Origin of the sequence: Thiofilum sp., from assembly GCF_016711335.1 — a bacterium.
GTDB lineage: Bacteria > Pseudomonadota > Gammaproteobacteria > Thiotrichales > Thiotrichaceae > Thiofilum.
In genome coordinates this window covers 2,158,763-2,182,029 of the sequence record NZ_JADJTF010000001.1, presented here as the reverse complement: position 1 = coordinate 2,182,029, position 23,267 = coordinate 2,158,763, and the positions used below count along the sequence as shown (strand labels likewise).

At 45.8% G+C, this 23,267-nt stretch carries 13 protein-coding genes; 4 read left to right on the top strand and 9 right to left on the bottom strand.

The genetic code is table 11. The features are described from left to right. Positions 1 to 36: 36 nt before the first annotated feature. The 8 genes from IPL34_RS10380 to IPL34_RS10345 all read right to left on the bottom strand — a co-directional run bounded on the left by IPL34_RS10380 (position 37) and on the right by IPL34_RS10345 (position 10,813). Complete coding sequence (locus IPL34_RS10380) at positions 37 to 1,710, bottom strand: electron transfer flavoprotein-ubiquinone oxidoreductase (protein ID WP_296841382.1); 1,674 nt, start codon at positions 1,708 to 1,710, stop codon at positions 37 to 39. Positions 1,711 to 1,811: 101 nt separating this feature from the next. Next, complete coding sequence (locus IPL34_RS10375) at positions 1,812 to 3,482, bottom strand: AMP-binding protein (RefSeq protein ID WP_296841380.1); 1,671 nt, start codon at positions 3,480 to 3,482, stop codon at positions 1,812 to 1,814. Between the two features lie 47 nt (positions 3,483 to 3,529). Beyond that, entirely contained in the window at positions 3,530 to 4,348 is an 819-nt protein-coding gene (locus IPL34_RS10370) for an NAD(P)-dependent oxidoreductase (protein WP_296841378.1), read from the bottom strand. Further along, the gene (locus IPL34_RS10365; RefSeq protein WP_296841376.1) at positions 4,345 to 5,130 is read right to left on the bottom strand and encodes an enoyl-CoA hydratase-related protein; all 786 of its coding nucleotides are present in this window, start codon (positions 5,128 to 5,130) and stop codon (positions 4,345 to 4,347) included. Before IPL34_RS10365 ends, IPL34_RS10370 begins: the two co-directional genes overlap by 4 nt. A gap of 12 nt (positions 5,131 to 5,142) precedes the next feature. Continuing rightward, complete coding sequence (locus IPL34_RS10360) at positions 5,143 to 6,933, bottom strand: acyl-CoA dehydrogenase C-terminal domain-containing protein (RefSeq protein ID WP_296841374.1); 1,791 nt, start codon at positions 6,931 to 6,933, stop codon at positions 5,143 to 5,145. A gap of 2 nt (positions 6,934 to 6,935) precedes the next feature. Next, a complete protein-coding gene (locus IPL34_RS10355; protein WP_296841372.1) occupies positions 6,936 to 9,260 on the bottom strand; it encodes a 3-hydroxyacyl-CoA dehydrogenase/enoyl-CoA hydratase family protein in 2,325 nt (774 codons plus the stop codon). Beyond that, positions 9,261 to 10,385 carry a thiolase family protein gene (locus IPL34_RS10350; RefSeq protein WP_296841370.1) on the bottom strand — a complete coding sequence of 375 codons (1,125 nt, stop codon included), beginning with the start codon at positions 10,383 to 10,385 and terminating at the stop codon, positions 9,261 to 9,263. 35 nt (positions 10,386 to 10,420) lie between these two features. Beyond that, complete coding sequence (locus IPL34_RS10345) at positions 10,421 to 10,813, bottom strand: MerR family DNA-binding transcriptional regulator (protein ID WP_296841368.1); 393 nt, start codon at positions 10,811 to 10,813, stop codon at positions 10,421 to 10,423. Positions 10,814 to 10,980: 167 nt separating this feature from the next. On the opposite strand from IPL34_RS10345, the gene IPL34_RS10340 reads away from it, so the two are divergent. Next, a complete protein-coding gene (locus IPL34_RS10340) occupies positions 10,981 to 12,048 on the top strand; it encodes a patatin-like phospholipase family protein (RefSeq protein WP_296841366.1) in 1,068 nt (355 codons plus the stop codon). Beyond that, a complete protein-coding gene (locus IPL34_RS10335; protein WP_296841365.1) occupies positions 12,045 to 13,436 on the top strand; it encodes a GntP family permease in 1,392 nt (463 codons plus the stop codon). The genes IPL34_RS10340 and IPL34_RS10335 overlap by 4 nt, the downstream gene beginning before the upstream one ends. A 109-nt stretch (positions 13,437 to 13,545) precedes the next feature. Here the strand turns inward: IPL34_RS10335 and hemB are convergent, their stop codons facing one another. Then, a complete protein-coding gene (hemB, locus tag IPL34_RS10330; RefSeq protein ID WP_296841364.1) occupies positions 13,546 to 14,550 on the bottom strand; it encodes a porphobilinogen synthase in 1,005 nt (334 codons plus the stop codon). A gap of 618 nt (positions 14,551 to 15,168) precedes the next feature. Here hemB and IPL34_RS10325 point away from each other — a divergent pair. Beyond that, a complete protein-coding gene (locus IPL34_RS10325; RefSeq protein ID WP_296841362.1) occupies positions 15,169 to 16,608 on the top strand; it encodes an OmpA family protein in 1,440 nt (479 codons plus the stop codon). Between the two features lie 115 nt (positions 16,609 to 16,723). Beyond that, a complete protein-coding gene (locus tag IPL34_RS10320; protein ID WP_296841360.1) occupies positions 16,724 to 23,182 on the top strand; it encodes a hypothetical protein in 6,459 nt (2,152 codons plus the stop codon). Positions 23,183 to 23,267: the final 85 nt, after the last annotated feature.

Here is a 23,267-nt window from a genome sequence, read left to right as displayed (position 1 = left end):
GCTCCAGAAGTACCCCACTGCTTTTAGTTCATTCTTTTACATATTCGGGTAATTAGGGCCACCACCGCCCTCTGGTGTCACCCAAGTAATATTTTGTGCGGGGTCTTTAATATCACACGTTTTGCAATGCACACAGTTTTGCGCATTGATTTGGAACCGTACCCCACTCGCATCCTCTACCACTTCATATACCCCCGCCGGACAATAACGCTGGGCAGGCTCAGCATATTTCGGCAGATTAGACTGAATCGGAATGGTTGGATCTTTTAAACGTAAATGGCAAGGTTGATCTTCTTCATGATTGGTATTGGATAAAAAGACCGAGGTCAATTTATCAAAGCTCAACTTACCATCGGGTTTAGGGTAGGTAATCGGTTTGCATTCACTAGCAGGTTTCAATCGAGCATAGTCGGGATGATTATCACGCAAGGTAAAAGGCAATTTACCCTTGAACCAGTTTTGATCTAAATAATTAACCGTACCGCCTAATAGCGCTCCGTACTTATGCAATGCGGGACCAAAATTACGCGAGGACTCTAATTCCTCATAAACCCATGAATGTTTAAAACGCTCGGCATAACCCGTTAAATCTCTGCCACCTTCATCACCTGTCTGTAGGGCTGTAAAAACCTCTTCAGCCGCTAACATGCCCGTTTTCATTGCGGTATGTGTACCTTTGATTTTGGAGAAGTTCAGCGTACCCGCATTACAGCCAATGAGTAGACCACCGGGGAAAGTCATTTTCGGTAAAGCATTAAAACCGCCCTTAGTAATCGCTCGCGCACCATAGGCGACGCGTTTACCCCCCTCTAAGGTTTGGGCAATGACCGGATGATGCTTTAAGCGTTGAAACTCATCATAGGGGCTTAGATACGGATTGGAGTAATTTAAATCAACAATCAAACCGACTACGACTTGGTTATTTTCGGCGTGATAGAGGAAGAAACCACCGCCTGTACCACCGGGCATAGCCCACTTTTCCAAAGGCCAACCAGAGCCATGTACTACTTTGCCTTGCTGATGCTTAGCTGGATCAACATCCCATAACTCTTTAATACCTAAACCATAATGTTGAGCATCAGCATTTGCATCAAGCTTAAATTGTTGATAAAGCTGTTTACCTAAATGACCCCGACTGCCTTCAGCGAAGAGCGTATATTTAGCAATTAACTCCATTCCGGGCGTAAAACTATCTTTAGGCTCACCGTCTGCACCTATGCCCATATCACCGGTTTGAATACCGCGCACACTACCATCGTCATGATAAAGAATTTCACTCGCGGTAAAGCCGGGGAATACATCCACGCCTAATGCTTCTGCTTGTTCAGCTAGCCAGCGACATACATTTCCAAGACTGACAATATAGTTGCCCTGATTGTGCATAGTCGCAGGAATAAACAGATGGGGTAATTTGACCGCCCCCTTTGCACTATGCAGCAAATAAAGCTCATCCTCCGTCACCGCTACATTGAGTGGTGCACCCATTTCATGCCAATCAGGAAATAACTCATCTAAGGCACGCGACTCAATCACTGCACCAGAGAGAATATGAGCACCTATTTCTGAGCCTTTTTCGACTAAACAAACGCTTAGCTCTTGCCCTGCTTCATTGGCTAATTGTTTCAAGCGACACGCCGCCGCTAAACCCGCCGGTCCACCACCGACAATAACAACATCAAACTCCATTGAATCCCGTTCAATTGCGCTCATATCTGATCTCTCTAGCTCGCCTCACGATGGGCTGTGGGCTTGATAATGGCAGTAAGTTTACGTTAGCGTCAACTAAAAAGTGACGCTAAACGTAGTATTTATTATGATAAATTACGTAATTCTTTGCGTAAAATTTTGCCTACATTGCTCTTAGGCAAAGAGTCCACAAAGACAATTTGTCTTGGGCATTTATAGCTAGTCAATAATTGACGACAATGCTCCTGAACCTCTTCAACCGTCAAACTAGGGTCTTTTTTAACGATAAAAGCTTTGACGATTTCACCCGAATGTTCATCTTTTACCCCAATCACTCCCGACTCTAAAATCTTAGGATGGGAGGCTAGAGCATCCTCAACTTCATTAGGATAGACATTAAAGCCCGATACCAAAACCATATCCTTGAGTCGATCCACTAATTTCACATAACCGTGCTCATTAATCACCGCGACATCTCCGGTTTTAAGCCAACCCTCAGCGGTTAAAACTTTGGCAGTTTCAGCGGGGCGCTGCCAATATTCACGCATGACTTGTGGACCACGTACCCATAACTCTCCGGCTTCACCTATCCCTAATTCATTACCCTCTAAATCATGTACGGATACTTCAGTAGACGATAGGGGCAAACCAATCATGCCGTTATACTCTTGCAAATCGACCGGATTAATACAGACCGCAGGTGAGGTTTCAGTTAAACCATAGGCCTCTAATAACACCACTCCCGTTAACGCTTTCCAGCGTTTAGCGACGGCTTCTTGTACCGCCATGCCGCCCCCTAAAGCGACTTTTAATTTTGAGAAATCGACTTCTTCAATACCTTTGGCATTCAAGAGCAGATTGAATAAGGTATTGACACCCGTAATAAAGGTAAAAGGATAGCGCTTTAAATCTTTAAGGAAGGTAGGGACATCACGCGGATTAGTGATAAGAATATTATGCGCACCGATTTTAATCGCAAATAAAGCATTCGCGGTTAAAGCAAACACATGATAGAGCGGCAAAGCGGTAATGAAAACCTCTTTGCCCTCCTCTAAATAATGCGTCGTCCAACTAGAGGCTTGCAATAAATTGGATAGCATATTGCGATGGGTTAATACCGCCCCCTTAGCAACCCCCGTAGTACCCCCCGTGTATTGTAAAAAGGCAATATCCTGATTATTGAGTACGGGGTCTTGGTAACTATTGAGACGCTGGCTACCTATTTTCAAAACCTGCTTTAGCTTTACTGCTTGTGGCAAAGAAAAAGCTGGAACCATTTTCTTAAGATAGCGCACCACAAAATTAATCAGTAAGGATTTAAAGCCACCGACTAAATCACCCACCTCAGTGGTAATAATGGTTTTGACCTCAGTACGTGCTACCACTTTTTCTAGTACATGAGCAAAGTTTTCTACAATGACAATGGCTTGAGCACCAGAATCTTTAAGTTGATGCTCTAATTCATTGGCTGTATAGAGAGGATTAGTATTAACAACAATTAAGCCTGCACGTAATGCACCAAATAATACAATAGGATATTGCAATAAATTGGGCATCATAATGGCGATGCGGTCGCCTTTTTTTAATTTAGCCTCTTGAGTTAAATAAGCAGCGAATTGGCGCGTAAGCTGATCCGCTTCGCTATAACTTAAAGTTTTACCTAAATTACTAAAGGCAGGTAACTGACTGAATTGCTGAGTGCTGCGGCGAAATAAATCGGCTATTGAGCTGTATTGGTCTGGGTCAATATCTACTGGCACACCCTCAGGGTAATGGTCTAACCACACTTTTTCCATGATGCGTCCTCCTCTTAGCGTTGTAATAGTTATCAGTATACGGATTATCAAGAATTAAGGAACAAATCCCCCAATAGCTGGTGTCCGGGTGCTACCGCATAAGACGTTAAATCCGTGATACCCTCCTCAGCCAATACTTCATCATCGATATAGAAGTGACCGGTCACTGTCTTATCACGTTTAAAAATAGCACAGGCTGCATCCGCTAGAATGTCGGGCTTACGGCAGTACTCCGGTTTAACCCTATCACCTAACATCTGAATCGCAGCGGTGTAAATCACGGTACGTGGCCATAGTGCATTGACAGCAACCTTACCCTTAAACTCTTCTGCAAAACCTAAGACACACATACTCATGCCATATTTAGCTATGGTATAGGCGGTATGATGTTTAAACCATTTAGGACTCATGTCTAAGGGAGGAGAAAGCATTAAGATATGGGGATTTTCAGCCTTTAACAGTTCCGGCAAACAGGCTTGTGAGGTAGCGAATGTGCCGCGAGCATTGACCTGATTCATCAGATCATAGCGCTTCATTGGTGTGTCTAGCGTGCCGGTTAGATTAATCGCACTAGCATTATTGACCAAAATATCGATACCACCAAAAGTAGCGACCGTTTTAGCTACTGCTTCAGCAATTTCATCTTCATTACGAATATCGACCTTTAAAGGTAAGGCTTTACCGCCTGCTTTTTCAATCGCTTCGGCGGCACTGTAAATCGTGCCGGGGAGCTTAGGGTGGGCTTCAGTCGTTTTAGCGGCAATAGCAATATTAGCACCTTCGGAGGCGGCTTTTAGTGCAATGGCTAGCCCAATCCCGCGACTGCCTCCGGTAATGAAAAGGGTTTTACCTTGTAAAGTACTCATGATGCTTTCCTTTTATTCACAAATGCAGTCACCCGTTGGGCGAAATCGGGCGTTAACATACAACCCGCAAAGCTTTGTTGCTCTGCTGTTAGTTGTTGCTCTAATGAATGACCACTGGATTGATTGATTAAGCCTTTAGCCTGTGCCAATGCGTGTTGAGGGACTTGAGCTAAACGTTGTGCTAATAGCAAGGTATTTTCGGGTAATTGCTCTACAGGGACTACTTGATTGACTAGACCCATTTGTAGCGCTTGCTCAGCGTTATACACATCATTTAATAGCGTCACGGCTTTAGCGCGTTTTTCGCCAATCATACGCGGCAAAAAGTAAGTAAAACCACCATCGGGCGATAATCCCATTTGGCAATAAGCGGAAGTCAGTTTTAAATCAGCGCCCGCAATGGCTAGATCACAGGCTGCTAATAAACTCACCCCAAAACCTGCCACCGCTCCCTGTGCTGAAGCCAGCACAGGTTTACGAATCGAGCGAATGAGAGTAATGGTCTCGTGCACTAATGCAATAGCCTCCAATCCAGTTTGGTGGCGCTCATCCTCTGGCATAGTCAAGGTGCTCGCGAAATACACCAAATCGCCCCCCGCCATAAAATGACCTGCATCACCTTTAATGACTATACAGCGTACTTGCTCATTATCTTGTGCTTGTAACAGTTCGGCCTTTAATTGCCGCGCCATATCCAGTGTCAAGGCATTTAAAAAGGCTGGGCGACTGAGCGTCAGAGTCAATATATTTTCATGTAAATGCGGTTTAACAACGATTTCCATAATTAGGACTCCTTAGAACGCTTCGTGGTTAAACTGCATTAAAGTCTGACTACCCGACAAAATCGCCGATAGCAGCGCTCCTGTTTGCGGTAACAGTTTTGCAAAGTAAAACTGAGCGGTATCTAGTTTAGCCTGATAAAACTCGGCTTCACCTTGTCCACGTTTAGCCAGTGCAATCTCAGCCATGCGTAACCACATATACCCTAGCGCTACTAGAGCAAATAAGCGTAAGTAGTCAGTAGCCGCTGCTGCTGCTTCATCGGGATCTTTTAAGCCTTGTTGGGCAATAAATCCGGTCGCTTGTTGTAAACGTCCGAAGGCTTTCATTAGCCCACCAATCATCACTTGTAACTCATCATTACTGTCAGAGGCTTTGATCTCTAAATACTCACTCACTTCGTGGAAGAAGGGGCGTAATAAGCGTCCGGTATTTTGTGCCATTTTGCGCCCCACTAAATCGAGGGCTTGAATCCCATTAGTACCTTCATAAATAGGGGTAATCCGTGCATCCCGCACAAATTGCTCCATACCCCATTCACGAATGAACCCATGACCACCATAAATTTGCACTCCAAGATTAGTCACCTCCATAGCACAGTCAGTCATGAAAGCCTTCACAATCGGTGTCATTAAGGCTACAAAATCATCTGCACTTTGCTTTTGTTTGGGGTCAGTGGCTCGTACCGATTCGTCTAATTTACGCGCTACCCAAATGGCCAGAGCACGATTACCCTCGGTATAGGCCCGCATGGTCAATAACATGCGGCGTATGTCAGGATGTACGAATAAAGGGTCAGCAGGTTTTTCAGGTTGGAAGGGTGCTTTTAAAGCACGACCTTGTAGACGATCACGCGCATACGCTACGGCATTTTGATAGGACACCTCGCACAAGCCCAAGCCTTGAATCCCCACGCCTAAACGAGCAGTGTTCATCATTTGGAACATCGCCTGCATACCCTTATTCAGAGTACCGACTAAATAGCCTGTGGCTTCATCAAAGTTCATCACACAAGTCGCTGAGGCTTTAATCCCCATTTTATGCTCAATCGAACCACAACTCACACCATTAGGTGCACCTACCGAACCATCAGCATTGACTGAATACTTAGGGACTATAAAGAGACTAATGCCTTTTATTCCCGCTGGCGCATCGGGAGTACGGGCTAGCACTAAATGAATAATATTGGTGCTTAAGTCATGCTCACCGGCTGAGATAAAAATCTTAGTACCGGTCACTTTATAAGAACCATCGGTTTGAGGTTCTGCTTTAGTACGCACTAAACCTAGATCAGTCCCACAATGCGGCTCGGTAAGGCACATAGTGCCACTCCACTCACCGGTGACCATGTTAGGGAGATAGGTATTTTTCAGCTCATCTGTGCCGAATTTGACTAAGGCGTTATAAGCGCCTTCGGTCAAGCCCGGATACATACCAAATGACATATTAGAGCTGCAAATCATCTCCTCAACCATCATGCCAAGAGTTTTAGGTAAACCCTGACCGCCATAGGTAGGATCGGCCGTGACTGCGCTCCAACCATTTTCACAAAAGGCTTGATAGGCTTCTTTAAAACCTTTAGGAGTAGTCACCGCACCATTATTAAAATGACAACCTTCCTCATCACCCGACTGGTTTAAGGGTTGCAGTACGGTTTCACAAAACCGTCCTGCTTCTTCTAAAATACTATCGACTAAATCAGCATCGACCTCTTCCAACCCCTTTAGAGATTGAAGCGAGCTTGAATCAAATAATTCTTGATAGACAAACTGTAAATCGCGTAAGGGTGCTTTATAAGTAGGCATGATTAGTTCCTCAAGGGTTTACCAGTGTCTAACATATGTTCAACACGCGCTAAGGTATCGGGATGATGGACGAGTGTCATAAAGGCAGAACGCTCTAACTCTAGTAGCTCATCCTCGCTTACTGTTTCGGTTATATCAGTATCGCCACCGCTTAATACTTCAGCTAATTGCAGAGATACCACTTCATCGTGCGGGGTGGCTTTACCCATTTTACGGAAGTCAGTAACCGCCATTTGCATCGCCACTTTAGCGGTTTTACCCGGAAGATTGAGTTCAACAGGTGCGGGAGTTTGATACCCCTCAACCATAGCCAGAGCACGCGCTTTAGTATCGGCTAATAAGCGATTACGGTTCATAGTGATTTTGTCGGCTGGACGTAAGAACAATAGCTCTTGTGCTTCTTGTGCCGACTTAGCTACTGTTGCCGTGCTAATCATTTCAAATACTTTAGCTACCGCAGGCATAGCCCCGCCCGGACGTTTGGGATTAGTGACCCAGCGTGTGAGCATTTCTTTACATCCTCCCCAGCCCGGAATCAAACCGACACCCACCTCAACTAAACCCATATAGGTTTCAGCGTGGGCTTGAATTGCATCACAATGCAATAAAATTTCACATCCCCCCCCTAGTGCCATACCCGAAGGTGCACCCACTACCGGGAAAGGCGCATATTTCAGTGCTTTATAGGTATCTTGACCGCCTTTGACCATCGCCTCGATTTGATCCCAAGTGGCAATATTAGCGCCAAACAACAACAAACCTAGGTTCGCACCGACTGAGAAATTAGAGCCTTCGTTATAGACCACTAAGGCTTTATAGCTGCGCTGTACTAAAGTAATGGTTTTGCCAATCATGTCCATGATTTGCGGATCCATTGAATTCATTTTGCTGGTGAATTCTAGGCAAAGTACCCCATCGCCAATATCCCAGACACTAGCCGAACCATTTTTAAGGACAGGTTTAGAGCGTAATTTAATATCAGAGAGGAGTAACACACCCTCTGCACGCGCTAATACTTGATACGTACCATCGGTGTTTAAATACTCTAATTGACCGTTTTGAACCCGATAGAAACTACCTTTTTCGGCTGCTAACCCCACTAAAGCGGGAACGGGTAATCCTTCTGCTTGTAAGCGCTCCGCAAAGTTTTTTGCACCTAACTGATCGATCAATTCAAAAGGACCATATTTCCAGTTGTAGCCTAAGCGCATAGCCTCATCGACCGCAGGAATTTGGTCAGCAATTTCAGGCACTAAAGACGCTGCATAGGACAAGACTTGAGAAAGCACTTTCCAAGCATAAAGACCACCCTTATCAGCATGCGCCACTAAAGTAGCCAAGCCTGCTCTGGATTCTTTTAAACTATCTAAATTGGCTTCAACCGAAGGAGCATATGCACCTGTTTTAAGATTGAGCGACTCTTTAACTTTTTGCCCACCCGCACGATTAATACGGTAAAACCCGCCTTTGCCTTTACGTCCGGTGTAACCGTCTTTAATCATGGTATGGATAAAATCGGGGATAATGGCTTTGGCGTGGAAAGCATCCTCTGGAGCTAAAGTACGTTTCATGCTTTCCATTAAATGCGGCATAAGGTCAATACCGACTAGATCAGATAAGCCAAATACCCCTGTTTTAGGAATACCCATCGGTTTACTACCGACCGCATCGGCTTCTTCTACGGTCAGACCTAAATTAACAGCTTCTAAAATAGCGGTTTGAATCCAGTAGATACCAATACGATTCGCGATAAATCCGGGGGTATCTTTACAAGGAACCACACCTTTACCTAAACGCACATCCGCAAACTGCCGAATAGTATTGAGTACTTCAGCTTTAGTTTTGACGCCACCCGTAATTTCCAATAAACGCATATAGCGCGGTGGATTAAAGAAGTGCGTAATTAAAAAATACTCGGCAAAACTATCAGGTAAACCTGCCACTAAATCCTGCAAGGGAATAGTGGAGGTATTAGACGACACAATGGCATCGGTACGGCGCACTGCATTAATTTTTTGATAGAGGTTTTGCTTAATATCCAAGCGCTCTATAACCGCCTCAATTATCCAATCACAATCCGCCAATAGGCTCATATGATCTTCAATATTGCCCGTTGTAATGAGTTTGGCATTACGAGCACTCATGAAGGGGGCAGGGTCGGCTTTGAGCATTTTCTCGACGGCTGTTTCAGCGACCACATTACGGTTAGTCGCATCTTTAGGCACTATATCGAGCAGGACAACAGGAATCTGTGCATTAGCCATATGAGCAGCAATCCCCGCCCCCATGACGCCCGCACCTATAACGGCAACTTTACGGATGTCCATTTACACAGCCTCCAGAATAGTCGCAATCCCTTGACCGCCCCCAATACATTGAGTGGCTAGAGCAAATTGCTTACCTTCACGTTTCAAGAGACTCGCTGCCTTTCCAGTAATCCTTGCTCCGGTTGCACCTAAAGGATGACCTAGTGCAATCGCACCACCATCAAGATTGATTTTGTTCATATCTAAATTGAGGTCACGAATGCAGGCGAGAGACTGAGCAGAGAACGCTTCATTGAGTTCAATAATATCTAAATCATTGACGGTTAAACCTGCACGTTTGAGTGCTTTTTGGGTGGAAAGTACTGGGCCTATACCCATAATTTCAGGTGCGCAACCTGAAATAGCCACACTGCGAATCCGTGCCAAAATAGCTAAGCCATGTGCCTTAGCAAACTCTTCACTACAGACTAAAGTGGCGGATGCGCCATCAGTTAACGGTGAAGAAGTGCCGGCGGTAACAGTACCGTTTTCATCAAACGCTAGTTTCAAACCCGCTAAGGTTTCCAAAGTGGTTTCAGGGCGAATGCAACCATCTTCAGCCACTGAGCCGACTGCAACGATTTCATCGGCTAATTTGCCTGCTTGTTGTGCTGTATAGGCTTTCTGATGACTAGCGACCGCAAATTGCTCTTGTTCGGCACGGCTAATATTATAGAGTTTGGCGAGATTTTCGGCGGTGATACCCATGCTCATATAAGCACCGGGCATGTTGGCATATAGTTTCGGATTAGGTGCTGGATTAAAGCCACCCATATTGACGCGAGTCATAGATTCCACACCCGCACAAATAAACGCCTCTCCTGCGCCTAATTGAATCGCACCAGCGGCTTGATGGATGCCTTGCATAGAGGAGCCGCAAAAACGATTAATGGTCACACCACCAATGGAGAGAGGTAGCCCAGCCAGTAACACCACTAAACGGGCTATATTGAGTCCCTGCTCGCCTTCTGGAAAGGCACAGCCGAGCTGTAAATCTTCAATATGATTAGGATCAATTCCGGTTTTAGCGATTAAACCCTGCACAGCGGCAGCGGCTAAATCATCAGGTCTTACTTTGACTAGCCCACCTTTTTTAGCCAAAGTAAAAGGCGTGCGGGTATAACCTGCTATCACAACTGGTTTCATAAAACGCTCCTAACGTAATTAATTTTAACTATTACTTATGCTTTGGTGACTGGTGTCTGAGCTAAATGCTGCTGACAGTCTGCCTCAATTGACTCTAGTTCGTGCAACATAGCGGCTAAATCCTCTTGCTGGCGTCGCAATTGAGCCGCTTTTTCCTGTACGCGTGTTAATAGGAATTGCATCTGGGTAACTTTAGTCATATCTAATTGATATAAATCTAAAAACTCACGAATCTCATCTAATGAAAACCCTAAACGCTTACCACGTAAGGCGAGTTTCAAGCGTGCACGATCTTGATAGTTATACACACGATTAAGCCCGACGCGCTGAGGATTGAGTAAGCCTTTATCCTCGTAAAAGCGAATAGCTCGTGCTGTCATACCTAGCTCAGTAGCCAATTCAGAAATAGTCCAAAGTTTGTTTTGCATATTGGGTGCATCAGTAATTGAACTTCACCGATACTAGAATACCATAACGTTAACGTCAACTTGCACTGCAACAATATAGGGTTATTGACACAGTATTAAAAAGATAAATTTTAATTTTGTTGCACCGCACTATAATCGCTATATTCGTTATCTTAAAGATTAAAAACATGGCTCAAAAAACGATTGAACTTGCCTTACAAGGTGGTGGTGCTCATGGTGCATTGACTTGGGGGGTACTAGACCGTCTCTTAGAAGAGTCTGAATTGACCATTGAGGGTGTTAGCGGAACCAGTGCTGGCGCTATGAACGCAGTAGTACTGGCTGATGGATTAGAAGCTGGAGGACGAGAAGGAGCACGGCAAGCGCTGAGCGAGTTTTGGAGTAATGTTAGTAAAGCCGCTCTCAACAGCCCTATTCAACGCGACTTTTGGTCTCGCTTAAGTGGCACTTGGAGCTTAGCAAACTCGTTAGGCTATATCTTATCAGATCATCTGTCGCGCATGTATTCACCCTACCAACTTAATCCACTAAATATCAATCCTTTACGTGACTTAGTGAGCACTATTATAGATTTTGAGCGTGTCAATACCTGTCGTGCTATTAAAATTTTTGTGACCGCTACAAATGTCCGCACGGGACGTCCTAAAATATTCCGCCAACCAGACATTAATGCCGATACGCTGATGGCTTCTGCTGCGCTGCCCTCTATGTTTCAGGCCGTTGAGATTGAAGGAGAAGCTTATTGGGACGGTGGCTATACCGGTAATCCTGCTCTATTTCCTTTAGTTGATGAGTGCGCGGCCCGCGATTTAGTATTAGTGCAAATTAACCCGTTTGTGCGGCCAGATGTACCTAAAACCGCTCACGATATTCTCAATCGCCTCAATGAAATTACGTTTAATAATAGTTTATTGAAAGAACTAAGGATGATCTTGCTACTCCGTGATTTTATTGAGCAGGCGGGTATTGAAGACCAACGCTATCGTGAAATGCGCCTACATAATATTCATGGGGATCAGGCTTTATTAGATTTAGAGGCTTCTAGTAAGCTCAATGCTGAGTGGGCTTATTTAAGCTATTTACGCGATAAAGGACGCCAACTGGCGGATCAGTGGCTGGCTCAAACGTGGGATGACTTAGGTGTGCGTTCGACTTTTGAACCTGATTGGCTAACTCAAGATACCGTACAATCTTTTACTGGCTCTAATGCTACCACCAAAGGAGTGAGTCTATGATGGGTTTACTAGGCGTATTATTAGCATTAGGGCTACTCATTTGGCTGGCTTATAAAGGCATGAGTATTTTAGTTTTAGCACCTGCCATGGCCTTATTTGCCACACTCTTTGCCGTAGGTACTCCGTTATTAGCTACCTATACGCAAGTTTTTATGTCCTCTTTAGGGCAATTTATGGTGCAATACTTTCCTCTATTTTTATTGGGCGCTTTATTTGGCAAGCTAATGGAAGATAGTGGAGCCGCTGAATCAATTGCTCAAGGTATGGTGCAACGCTTAGGTTCTAAGCACTCTTTATTAGCGGTGGTATTAGCCTGTGCGGTACTCACTTATGGAGGTGTATCGCTCTTTGTGGTCGCCTTTGCTATTTACCCTATAGCCGCAGCACTCTTTCGCCAAGCAGACATTCCTAAACGCTTGATACCCGCCACCATTGCGCTAGGCGCTTTTACCTTTACTATGACCGCATTACCCGGAACACCTGCAATTCAAAATGCTATTCCTATGCCATTTTTTGGTACAACACCTTTTGCCGCCCCCGGATTAGGCATTATCACTGCCTTAGTCATGTTCGGCTTAGGCCAATGGTGGCTCAATCGTCAAGCCGCTTTAGCACGCGCTCAAGGTGAGGGTTATGGACAACACTCAGAGCCTCAATCGGTTGAACAGCGCGATGCTGCACTCTTACCTGCGTTCTACCTTGCTTTACTGCCTATTATGGTAGTGATTGCATTAAACTACTTAGTGAGCACCTATTGGATACCCGCCATGGATACTGGCTATCTTAGTGAGGCACGTTATGGTGCTACTCAAGTAGAAGCGGTGCGCGGCGTTTGGTCTATTATTGTATCGCTCACACTCGCTAGTCTATTAATCCTAGTGCTTTTTTGGTCGCGCTTTCAGACCGTTATGAAATCCATTGCACAAGGAGCTAATGATTCCGTCTTGCCTATTTTTAATACGGCTAGCTTAGTCGGTTTTGGTGCAGTGATTGCGGCATTACCTGCCTTTGAATTGATTAAAACCTTTGTAGACAATATCGGTTCGGGTAATCCCCTCATCTCCTTGGCTATTGTCACCAATATTTTAGCTGGTATCACGGGATCAGCTTCGGGTGGAATGAGTATTGCGCTCCAAACACTAGGTACTGACTATTTACAATTAGCACAAACTTTAGGCATTAGCCCCGAACTATTACACCGTGTCACTACGGTTGCTACAGGGGGGCTGGACAGCTTACCGCATAATGGCGCAGTGGTCACTTTATTAGCTATTTGTGGTCTCACACATCAGCAAGCCTATAAAGACATTTTTATGGTTGCTGTTTTATTCCCCATTATTGCATTGATTTTATTAATTATACTGGGAACGCTGTTTGGTTCTTTTTAATAGCAACGGGGCTTGAAAATTTCTCAAGCCCTATACCTAGCCATGAGCAAGATTACCAAAGATACTTGTTCCTGCTAACGCGATGTAAACCTATTAAGGTATCGCTGATTTATGCTTTCAACCACTGAGCCACGTCTTTAGCAAAATAGGTCAAAATACCATCCGCCCCCGCTCGCTTCATACCTAGTAGTGACTCCAGTACACACGCTTTTTCATTAATCCAACCATTGATACCAGCTGCTTTGAGCATGGCGTATTCACCACTGACCTGATATACATAAGTTGGAACCTTAAACTCATCTTTTACGCGACGCACAATGTCCAAATACGGCATTCCGGGTTTAACCATCACCATATCCGCGCCTTCTTGCAGGTCTAAAGCGACTTCGTGCAGTGCTTCATTACTATTCGCTGGATCCATTTGGTAGCTGTACTTATTGCCACCTTTCAAATTACTTGCTGAACCGACTGCATCACGAAATGGACCATAAAAACTCGATGCATATTTAGCCGAATACGCCATAATGCGCGTATTAAGATGACCGTGTTGCTCTAATACATCACGAATTTCACCAATACGCCCATCCATCATATCGGAGGGAGCCACAATATCCGCACCAGCCTCGGCATGGGATAAGGCTTGTTTGACTAAAGCTCTGACGGTTTCATCATTGAGAATATAACCCGACTCATCCATCAAACCGTCTTGACCGTGTGTAGTGAACGGATCTAAAGCTACATCAGTCATAACACCTAGTTCAGGCACTGCTTGTTTAATCGCACGCACGGCACGTTGCGCTAAACCTTCGGGATTCCATGCCTCCTCAGCACGCTCGGACTTGGCTTCTTGGGGTGTGACCGGAAATAAAGCCATCACGGGAATACCCAAGTCATGTGCCTCTACTGCCTGCTCCACCATCAGATCAATACTTAAGCGCTCCACGCCGGGCATAGAAGCAATTGCTTCACGCCGATTATTGCCCTCTAACACGAAGACTGGCCAAATTAAGTCATTGCTAGTTAATACATTTTCACACATTAAACGCCGTGAAAAATCATCTCTACGCATACGACGCTTACGGGTATACGGATACATTCCCAAATATGAAGTCATGAATGCCCTGCTTTATAGACACTTAATCAAAGAATAAACCCTATTTTGCATCGCCCGTCTTAAAAATCCAACGCTTAATACAGCCTTTCTAAAAGAACTGAGCTATGATTAGGATTATTAATAAGCATATTGATAATCTACTCTAAACACAGCAGTAGGTTGGTTAAATAAGCACTACACTTAGATCAGAAACTCGGTTTTGTAATACGTAAAATCAAACTAGATAGCTATTTTATCTGTTACTTAGCGTATTCATCACTTAGATTAATTTAGCATACTGTTATTAAAGTAAGGTTTTAAGTAGATAAAAAACTGCTAAATGATTGAATAGGTTCATTTAAAAGCCACAGACCCTATTCACTATTAGCCTATCACTATCTGCTCTAAAGATCATAGGAAACTCGTTTAGTGTTGTTGAGGTTTAGCCCTGCTCCTCAGCACCTAACTTGTTTAAATTTGGATCAACTAACATCATTATTGAATAGGTTAGTGAACACAACTCAGCCAATCAACGACCGATGGATCAAATGAGGGTCAACAATAGCTTACCCCTAGTTCATTGGCTGACTCGTGCCATGTTTTGTAATCCCTAACGATAGATAAGGTATTCTTCAAGCTATGAAAACTGAACAACGTAAATGCTGTTGCGGCGGTCTACCCGCACTTTGGTGGTGGTTACTCGCTCTATTAGGGGCTGGATTGCTCTACCTAGGGATGATAGCGAATAAACAAAACCCTATCGAACAAGACTTGACTCAACGCTCTACTGAAACCTTGACTAAGCTCGGCTACGATTGGGTAAAACCGGTAGTCGATCAGCGAGGACGTGACGTATATCTCTCTGGTATTGCCCCTGATGAGGCTAGCCGCACTCAGGCTATTCAAAACGTTCAAAATCTCTATGGTGTGCGCACGGTAGATGCTTCTGGCTTAAAAGTGGCAGGTGATCCGGTGGTTAATACCTCCACTGCTGCTAATAATACGGCTGCTGGTGCAGGAACTTTAGCGGTAGGCACAGCGTCTGGTCTGATCACAGCAGGCGCAGAATCTAATCAAAACGCTGCTACTGCCAATACTACGGCTAGTGTTGCTAACACAACTACTACAGCCACACCGGATGCAACTACTCCAGCAACTACCTCAGCAACCAATACTGCGTCTACTCCCAATGCTCCAGAGGCTAATGCTCTAGCTACTACCACGGCTGCGGTTGATGCTAATGCAACAGGTACAATGGCTGCTCCGGGTATTCCAGAGGGCAATGCCAATGGTAATGCTCCTGCTCCGGTAACAAACGAGCCTAGTACTGTAGCCACTACTACAGCAACCGAGCCAACAACTCAAACACCAGCGACTGCTAGTGCAACAACACCTGAAGCAACCGTGACTACAGAGCCTACTACGCCAGCTAGTGCTCCAACCGTTGCCACTAATACCACCACGAATACACCTACTCCTGCTGCTGGCACGGCTGGTAATGCAAATACCACGACAACTCCTTCCTCTGAGCCCATTCAACTCAATACCCCTACTGCATCCACTCCGGCTGCTGAGGCTAACAATGCTCAAGCATTAGCACCTACTTCAGAAGGAACTGCTACTGCTACTAATACTACTGCTACCGCCACACCTGAACCTGTGGTAGTCCCTGAACCAGAACCTGTTGTGGTATTAGATGACAAACAACAAGTGTGCCAAAACCGTTTTAGCCAAGAAATGGGGGATAAAACCATTCAGTTTAATGTAAATAAAGCTGTGATTAGCCCACGTAGTTATCCTTTACTCGATATACTAGCTGCGATTGCTCAGGAGTGTGCGGGTGTCTTAGGTAATTTAAAAGTTGAAATTGGTGGACACACCGACAGTGACGGTGATGAGGGCTATAATCAATTATTGAGCGAGCAACGCGCTGGTGCAGTGAAACAATACTTAGTGAGAAAAGGTGTCGATACAGCGTTGTTAACAGTTAGAGGATACGGTGAATCCCGTCCTGTTGCGTCCAACCTAACAAGAGAAGGTCGCGCTCAAAACCGTCGTATTGAATTTAAACTCAAGTAAAGGACAACGTAATGCACTATTTATTAGTCAATTTGTGGCCTTGGCTACTGCTGGCATTCGTACTCGGCCTAATTCTAGGCTGGTTCTTCCCTCGTAAACGGCGTGGAGAGCGTTCATGAACTTCAATTTCTTTCATCTTGAGTCTTTAGCCCTATTATTAGCTGCACTCTTATTGGGGTACTTAATTGGACGTTGGTTAGCTAGCCTCTTTTGTCGCACTAAACACGCTGTGAAGGTTGAGGAGAGTTATACAGGTAATCCCTATAATCTTGATGACACACCTCGTACTAATGCGGCCCTAGATGCAGAGAGAACGCGTCTATCGACGGTGAGTAGCGCTCGTGTGGTCACTAATGACAATGATCAGCGCACCCCTTCGCCTGCTAGTCGTGGCGTTGCCACCGAGTCAGTTCGACTCAATACCGATTTACCTAATACCACGTTAAATCCCCCTCATTTAGACATTGATACGCCTAAAATGGCGGTGAATACCTTCACCACTGAGCTAGACTTACCGAATCCAGAAGTAAGACAACCTAGACTGAATACCGATGCTTTGAGTAAAGCCGCTTTAGCCACAGCAGGTGCTGCGGCCGTGGGAATTGGTAGTAAATTATTAGGTGACAAAGAAAAAGCAGATATCGCTGATGTTAATCTAGATATTAGCGCTCCTAAAATAGACGCACCTAGTATTCCAGAGGTTACACTGGACTTACCTGAGGTCGGTGTGAATGTGCCTGACCTTAATCTGAGCAAGCCAACAGTTGATCTGGAATTACCGCCAGTCTCTGGGCATAAGATTGATTTAGACATGCCTGCTCCAGATTTCGCTGGTCATGATATAAAACTTCCAGAAATTAATCTTAATACGCCCTCTCTCGATACTCGCTTGCCAGATATTACAGCACCTAATGCGCATGTTGAGCTTACGCGCGGAATAGCTGGGATTAGTGCTCCTAGCATCGATACACCTGATTGGGTAGTACAACCTCGTGCAGCAAGTACAGTCACAGCACCTGAAGTAGCCGTATCTGTTGTTGCGCCTGAAATAGCAGCACCTATTGCTGCACCTGAAGTAGCCGTACCTGCTTGGGCACACATTGCAGCTAAAGATACTCCCGATGGCGTTCCCTATTGGGCACATTTCACCGCTAAAGATACTCCAGACGGCGTTCCCTATTGGGCACATTTCACCGCTAAAGATACTCCAGACGGCGTTCCCTATTGGGCGCATTTCACTGCTAAAGATACTCCAGACGGCGTTCCCTACTGGGCACATTTTACCGCCAAAGATACTCCAGATGGCGTTCCCTATTGGGCACATTTTACTGCTAAAGAATTACCTACTTTATCTGAGATCGTAGCCACTACTCATACCCGTGCTGATAGCTCTGAAGCAATTAACCTCAGTAGTGTATCAAGTGACAAAGAGATTATTGATCAAGTCACTGACTCTTCTAGCTTGTTTGGCTCACTCAAAGCAGGTTTAGCCTCAGCAGGAGCAGTCGCTATCGGCGTTGGCTCCACTCTGATGGATAAAGTCGTAGACGCTAAAGATGCGGTAGTCGACAAAGCCGTAGAGGTCAAAGACGCCGTTGTTGATACAACAGAAAACGTAGTCGACGCCGCAGGCGATAAACTTGCTGATGCTAAGGAATCTGTTGTTGATACTAGCGAAGCTGTGGTGGGTACAACAGAAAACTTAGTTGAGGCTACTACCGATAGACTAGCAGATGTTAAAGAGGCTGTAGTCGATAAAACGGAAGACTTAGTAGAAGCGGCTAGCAACAAGGTTGCTGATGCTAAAGACGCGGTAGTGGATACAGCAGAAAACGTAATCGATGCCACAGGCGATACACTTGCGGATGCTAAAGAAGCTGTTGTTGACGCCAGTGAAAGCGTTGCGGATACAACAGAAAACTTAGTAGAAGCGGCTAGTGACAAGCTTGCTGATGTAAAAGACGCGGTAGCCGATAAAGCAGAAGCGGCTGCGGAATCCGTGGAAGATACCTCTAGCTCACTGTTTGGCTCACTCAAAGCAGGTTTAGCCTCAGCAGGCGCGGTAGCACTGGGCGTGGGTTCTACTTTAGTAGATAAAGTCGTAGACGCTAAAGATGCGATAGTCGACAAAGCCGTGGAGGTCAAAGACGCTGTGGTCGATACCGGTCACACGGTTGCGGATAAGGCTGAAAATGCTGCTGAAGTAGCTATTGATACAGTGGCAAATGCTAAGGAAACCGTGGTTGATAAAGCAGAGGACTTGGTTGAAGCGGCTAGTGACAAGGTTGCTGATGCTAAGGAAGCTGTCGTTGATACCAGCGAAGCCGTAGTTGATAAAACGGAAGACTTAGTTGAAGCCGCTAGCGACAAGGTTGCTGATGCAAAAGACGCCGTTGTCGATAAAGCAGAAGACTTAGTTGAAGCGACTAGCGACAAGGTTGCTGATGCAAAAGATGCGGTAGTGGATACAGCACAGGTAGCAACGGAATCCGTGGAGGATACCTCTAGCTCACTGTTTGGCTCACTCAAAGCAGGTTTAGCCTCAGCAGGCGCAGTAGCACTTGGGGTCGGCTCTACTTTAGTAGATAAATTCGTAGACGCGAAAGATGCGGTAGTCGACAAAGCCATAGAGGTCAAAGACGCCGTGGTCGATACCGGTCACACGGTTGCAGATAAGGCTGAAAATGCTACTGAGGTAGCTACTGATACAGTGGCAGATGCTAAGGAAACTGTGGTTGATAAAGCAGAGGACTTGGTTGAAGCGGCTAGTGACAAGGTTGCTGATGCTAAGGAAGCTGTCGTTGATACCAGCGAAGCCGTAGTTGATAAAACGGAAGACTTAGTTGAAGCAGCTAGTGACAAGGTTGCTGAAGCGAAAGATGCGGTAGTGGATACAGCACAGGTAGCAACGGAATCTGTGGAAGATACCTCTAGCTCACTGTTTGGTTCACTCAAAGCAGGCTTAGCTTCAGCAGGTGCAGTAGCACTTGGGGTGGGTTCTACGCTCGTCGATAAAGTCGTAGATGCTAAAGATGCGGTAGTCGACAAAGCCGTAGAGGTCAAAGGCGCCGTGGTCGATACCGGTCACAGCGCTGCCGATACAGCAGAAAACGTAGTCGATGCCGCAGGCGATAAGCTGGCTGATGCTAAGGAAGCTGTTGTTGATACTAGCGAAGCTGTGGTGGATAAAACAGAAAACTTGGTTGAAGCGGCTAGCGATAAGGTTGCTGATGTAAAAGATGCCGTGGTAGATACAGCAGAAAACGTAGTCGATGCCGCAGGCGATAAACTTGCGGATGCTAAGGAAGCTGTTGTTGACACCAGTGAAAGCGTTGCGGATACAACAGAAAACTTAGTTGAGGCTACTAGCGATGAACTAGCAGATGCTAAAGAGGCTGTAGTCGATAAAACGGAGGACTTGGTTGAAGCAGCTAGTGACAAGGTTGCTGATGTGAAAGACGCGGTAGTCGATAAAGCAGAAGCGGCGGCGGAATCCCTGGAAGATACCTCTAGCTCACTATTTGGTTCACTCAAAGCAGGCTTAGCCTCAGCAGGTGCAGTAGCGCTTGGCGTGGGTTCCACGCTGGTCGATAAAGTCGTAGATGCTAAAGATGCGGTAGTCGACAAAGCCGTGGAGGTCAAAGATGCCGTTGTTGATACCGGTCACACGGTTGCGGATAAGGCTGAAAATGCTGCTGAAGTAGCTATTGATACAGTGGCAGATGCTAAAGAAACTGTCGTTGATACTAGCGAAGTCATGGTGGATAAAGCAGAAGACTTAGTTGAGGCGGCTAGCGACAAGGTTGCTGATGCAAAAGACGCTGCTATTGAAGTCAATGACTCTGTTGCAGATAAAACAGAAAACTTGGTTGAAGCGGTTAGCGACAAGGTTGTTGATGCTAAGGAAACTGTCGTTGATACCAGCGAAGCTGTGGTGGATAAAGCAGAAGACTTAGCTGAAGCGGCTAGCGACAAGGTTGCTGATGCAAAAGACGCGGTAATCGATACCGCAGAGGCAGCAACGGAATCCGTGGAAGATACCTCTAGCTCACTGTTTGGTTCACTCAAAGCAGGCTTAGCTTCAGCAGGTGCAGTAGCACTTGGCGTGGGTTCTACGCTCGTCGATAAAGTCGTAGACGCTAAAGAGGCGGTAGTCGACAAAGCCATAGAGGTCAAAGACGCCGTGGTCGATACCGGTCACAGCGCTGCCGATACAGCAGAAAACGTAGTCAATGCCTCAGGCGATACACTTGCTGATGCTAAGGAAGCTGTCGTTGACACTAGCGAAGTGGTGGTCGATAAAGCAGAAGACTTAGTTGAGGCGGCTAGCGACAAGGTTGTTGATGCGAAAGACGCGGTAGTGGATACGGCAGAAAACGTAGTCGATGCCGCAGGCGATAAACTTGCGGATGCTAAAGAGGCTGTAGTCGATAAAACGGAGGACTTGGTTGAAGCAGCTAGTGACAAGGTTGCTGATGTGAAAGACGCGGTAGTCGATAAAGCAGAAGCGGCGGCGGAATCCCTGGAAGATACCTCTAGCTCACTGTTTGGCTCACTCAAAGCAGGCTTAGCCTCAGCAGGTGCAGTAGCGCTTGGCGTGGGTTCCACGCTGGTCGATAAAGTCGTAGATGCTAAAGATGCGGTAGTCGACAAAGCCGTGGAGGTCAAAGATGCCGTTGTTGATACCGGTCACACGGTTGCGGATAAGGCTGAAAATGCTGCTGAAGTAGCTATTGATACAGTGGCAGATGCTAAAGAAACTGTCGTTGATACTAGCGAAGTCATGGTGGATAAAGCAGAAGACTTAGTTGAGGCGGCTAGCGACAAGGTTGCTGATGCAAAAGAAGCTGCTATTGAAGTCAGTGACTCTGTTGCAGATAAAACAGAGGACTTAGTAGAAACTGCCACTGAAAAGCTCGTGGATGCAAAAGACGCGGTAGTGGATACAGCAGAAGCGGCGGCGGAATCCGTGGAAGATACCTCTAGTTCATTATTTGGCTCACTCAAAGCAGGCTTAGCCTCAGCCGGCGCAATAGCACTTGGCGTGGGTTCTACGCTCGTCGATAAAGTCGTAGACGCTAAAGATGCGGTAGTCGACAAAGTCGTAGAGGTCAAAGACGCCGTAGTCGATACGGGTCACACGGTTGCAGATAAGGCTGAAAATGCTACTGATACAGTGGCAGATGCTAAGGAAGTCGTGGTTGATAAAGCAGAAGACTTAGTAGAAGCGGCTAACGATAAGCTGGCTGATGCGAAAGCAACTGCTACTGATACAGCAGAAAACGTAGTCGATACCGCAAGCGATACACTTGCTGATGCTAAGGAAGCTGTCGTTGATACCAGCGAAGTCGTGGTTGAGAAAGCAGAAGACTTAGTTGATGCGGCTAGCCACAAGGTTGCTGATGTGAAAGACGCGGTAGCCGATAAAGCGGTGGCAACTGCGGAATCTGTGGAAGATACCTCTAGCTCACTGTTTGGCTCACTCAAAGCAGGTTTAGCGTCAGCAGGTGCAGTAGCGCTTGGGGTGGGTTCTACGTTCGTCGATAAAGTCGTAGATGCTAAAGATGCGGTAGTCGATAAAGCAGTGGAGGTCAAAGACGCCGTGGTCGATACCGGTCACACGGTTGCGGATAAGGCTGAAAATGCTGCTGAGGTAGCTATTGATACAGTGGCAGATGCTAAGGAAACCGTGGTTGAGAAAGTAGAGGACTTGGCTGAAGCCGCAGGCGATAAACTTGCAGATGCTAAGGAAGCTGTCGTTGACACTAGCGAAGTCGTGGTTGAGAAAGCAGAAGATTTAGTAGAAGCGGCTAGTGACAAGGTTTCTGATGCAAAAGACGCGGTAGCGGATACGGCAGAAAACGTAGTCGATGCCGCAGGCGACACACTCGCGGATGCTAAAGAAACTGTGGTTGATACCAGCGAAGCTGTGGTTGGTAAAGCAGAGGACTTAGTTGAAGCCGCTAGCGACAAGGCTGCTGATGCGAAAGATGCGGTAGTGGATACAGCAGAAAAGGTAGTCGATGCCACAACCGATACACTTGCTGATGCTAAGGAAGCTGTCGTTGAAGCAGGTGAGGCAGTGGCTGATAAGGCTGGAAATCTCACCGATGCAGCCAGTGATAAACTTGCTGATATTCGCAGCGCTGTTCCTCCTACTGTTGGTATAAAAGCCTCTGGTACAGAAACTATGGTATCTGGCTATGATAAAAAAATCTTTAGCCCAGACCTGCCGAGTTTCCGCATTAATCCTCATAGTGTGCAGCCTACTAACACGCCTATTACACCTAATGAAATGCCCACCATCAGTGTGCACCTCTCAACCAATCCTAACAAAACACCTGAAACGCCTAATGATTTAGTCGCTAAAGGTGAGGAACTATTAGGTAAGGCAAAATCAGCCCTGCATGGTTTTGCGGAGAAAAACCCAGACTTAGTTAAAAAGGCTGAGCATCTGAGTGAGCAAGGTTTAAGTCTGTTCGACAAAGCGCGTGGTTTTGCTCAAAAGGCAGTACACAAGCTAGAAGAAGGTATTCAACGCCTTGATGACAAAGACTCCAACGATAAAAAATAACTCGTTAGAATCTTTTACCTAGCTAAAGGGAGCTAATTTCATGATTAGCTCCCTTTATTCATTTTAGACCAGTAGACAGATTTGC

What these genes read in the sequence shown, in the direction of transcription:
- IPL34_RS10380 (WP_296841382.1), bottom strand. Translation starts at nt 1,710, where the DNA reads ATGAGCGCAATTGAACGGGATTCAATGGAGTTTGATGTTGTTATTGTC.
- IPL34_RS10375 (WP_296841380.1), bottom strand. Translation starts at nt 3,482, where the DNA reads ATGGAAAAAGTGTGGTTAGACCATTACCCTGAGGGTGTGCCAGTAGAT.
- IPL34_RS10370 (WP_296841378.1), bottom strand. Translation starts at nt 4,348, where the DNA reads ATGAGTACTTTACAAGGTAAAACCCTTTTCATTACCGGAGGCAGTCGC.
- IPL34_RS10365 (WP_296841376.1), bottom strand. Translation starts at nt 5,130, where the DNA reads ATGGAAATCGTTGTTAAACCGCATTTACATGAAAATATATTGACTCTG.
- IPL34_RS10360 (WP_296841374.1), bottom strand. Translation starts at nt 6,933, where the DNA reads ATGCCTACTTATAAAGCACCCTTACGCGATTTACAGTTTGTCTATCAA.
- IPL34_RS10355 (WP_296841372.1), bottom strand. Translation starts at nt 9,260, where the DNA reads ATGGACATCCGTAAAGTTGCCGTTATAGGTGCGGGCGTCATGGGGGCG.
- IPL34_RS10350 (WP_296841370.1), bottom strand. Translation starts at nt 10,385, where the DNA reads ATGAAACCAGTTGTGATAGCAGGTTATACCCGCACGCCTTTTACTTTG.
- IPL34_RS10345 (WP_296841368.1), bottom strand. Translation starts at nt 10,813, where the DNA reads ATGCAAAACAAACTTTGGACTATTTCTGAATTGGCTACTGAGCTAGGT.
- IPL34_RS10340 (WP_296841366.1), top strand. Translation starts at nt 10,981, where the DNA reads ATGGCTCAAAAAACGATTGAACTTGCCTTACAAGGTGGTGGTGCTCAT.
- IPL34_RS10335 (WP_296841365.1), top strand. Translation starts at nt 12,045, where the DNA reads ATGATGGGTTTACTAGGCGTATTATTAGCATTAGGGCTACTCATTTGG.
- hemB (WP_296841364.1), bottom strand. Translation starts at nt 14,550, where the DNA reads ATGACTTCATATTTGGGAATGTATCCGTATACCCGTAAGCGTCGTATG.
- IPL34_RS10325 (WP_296841362.1), top strand. Translation starts at nt 15,169, where the DNA reads ATGAAAACTGAACAACGTAAATGCTGTTGCGGCGGTCTACCCGCACTT.
- IPL34_RS10320 (WP_296841360.1), top strand. Translation starts at nt 16,724, where the DNA reads ATGAACTTCAATTTCTTTCATCTTGAGTCTTTAGCCCTATTATTAGCT.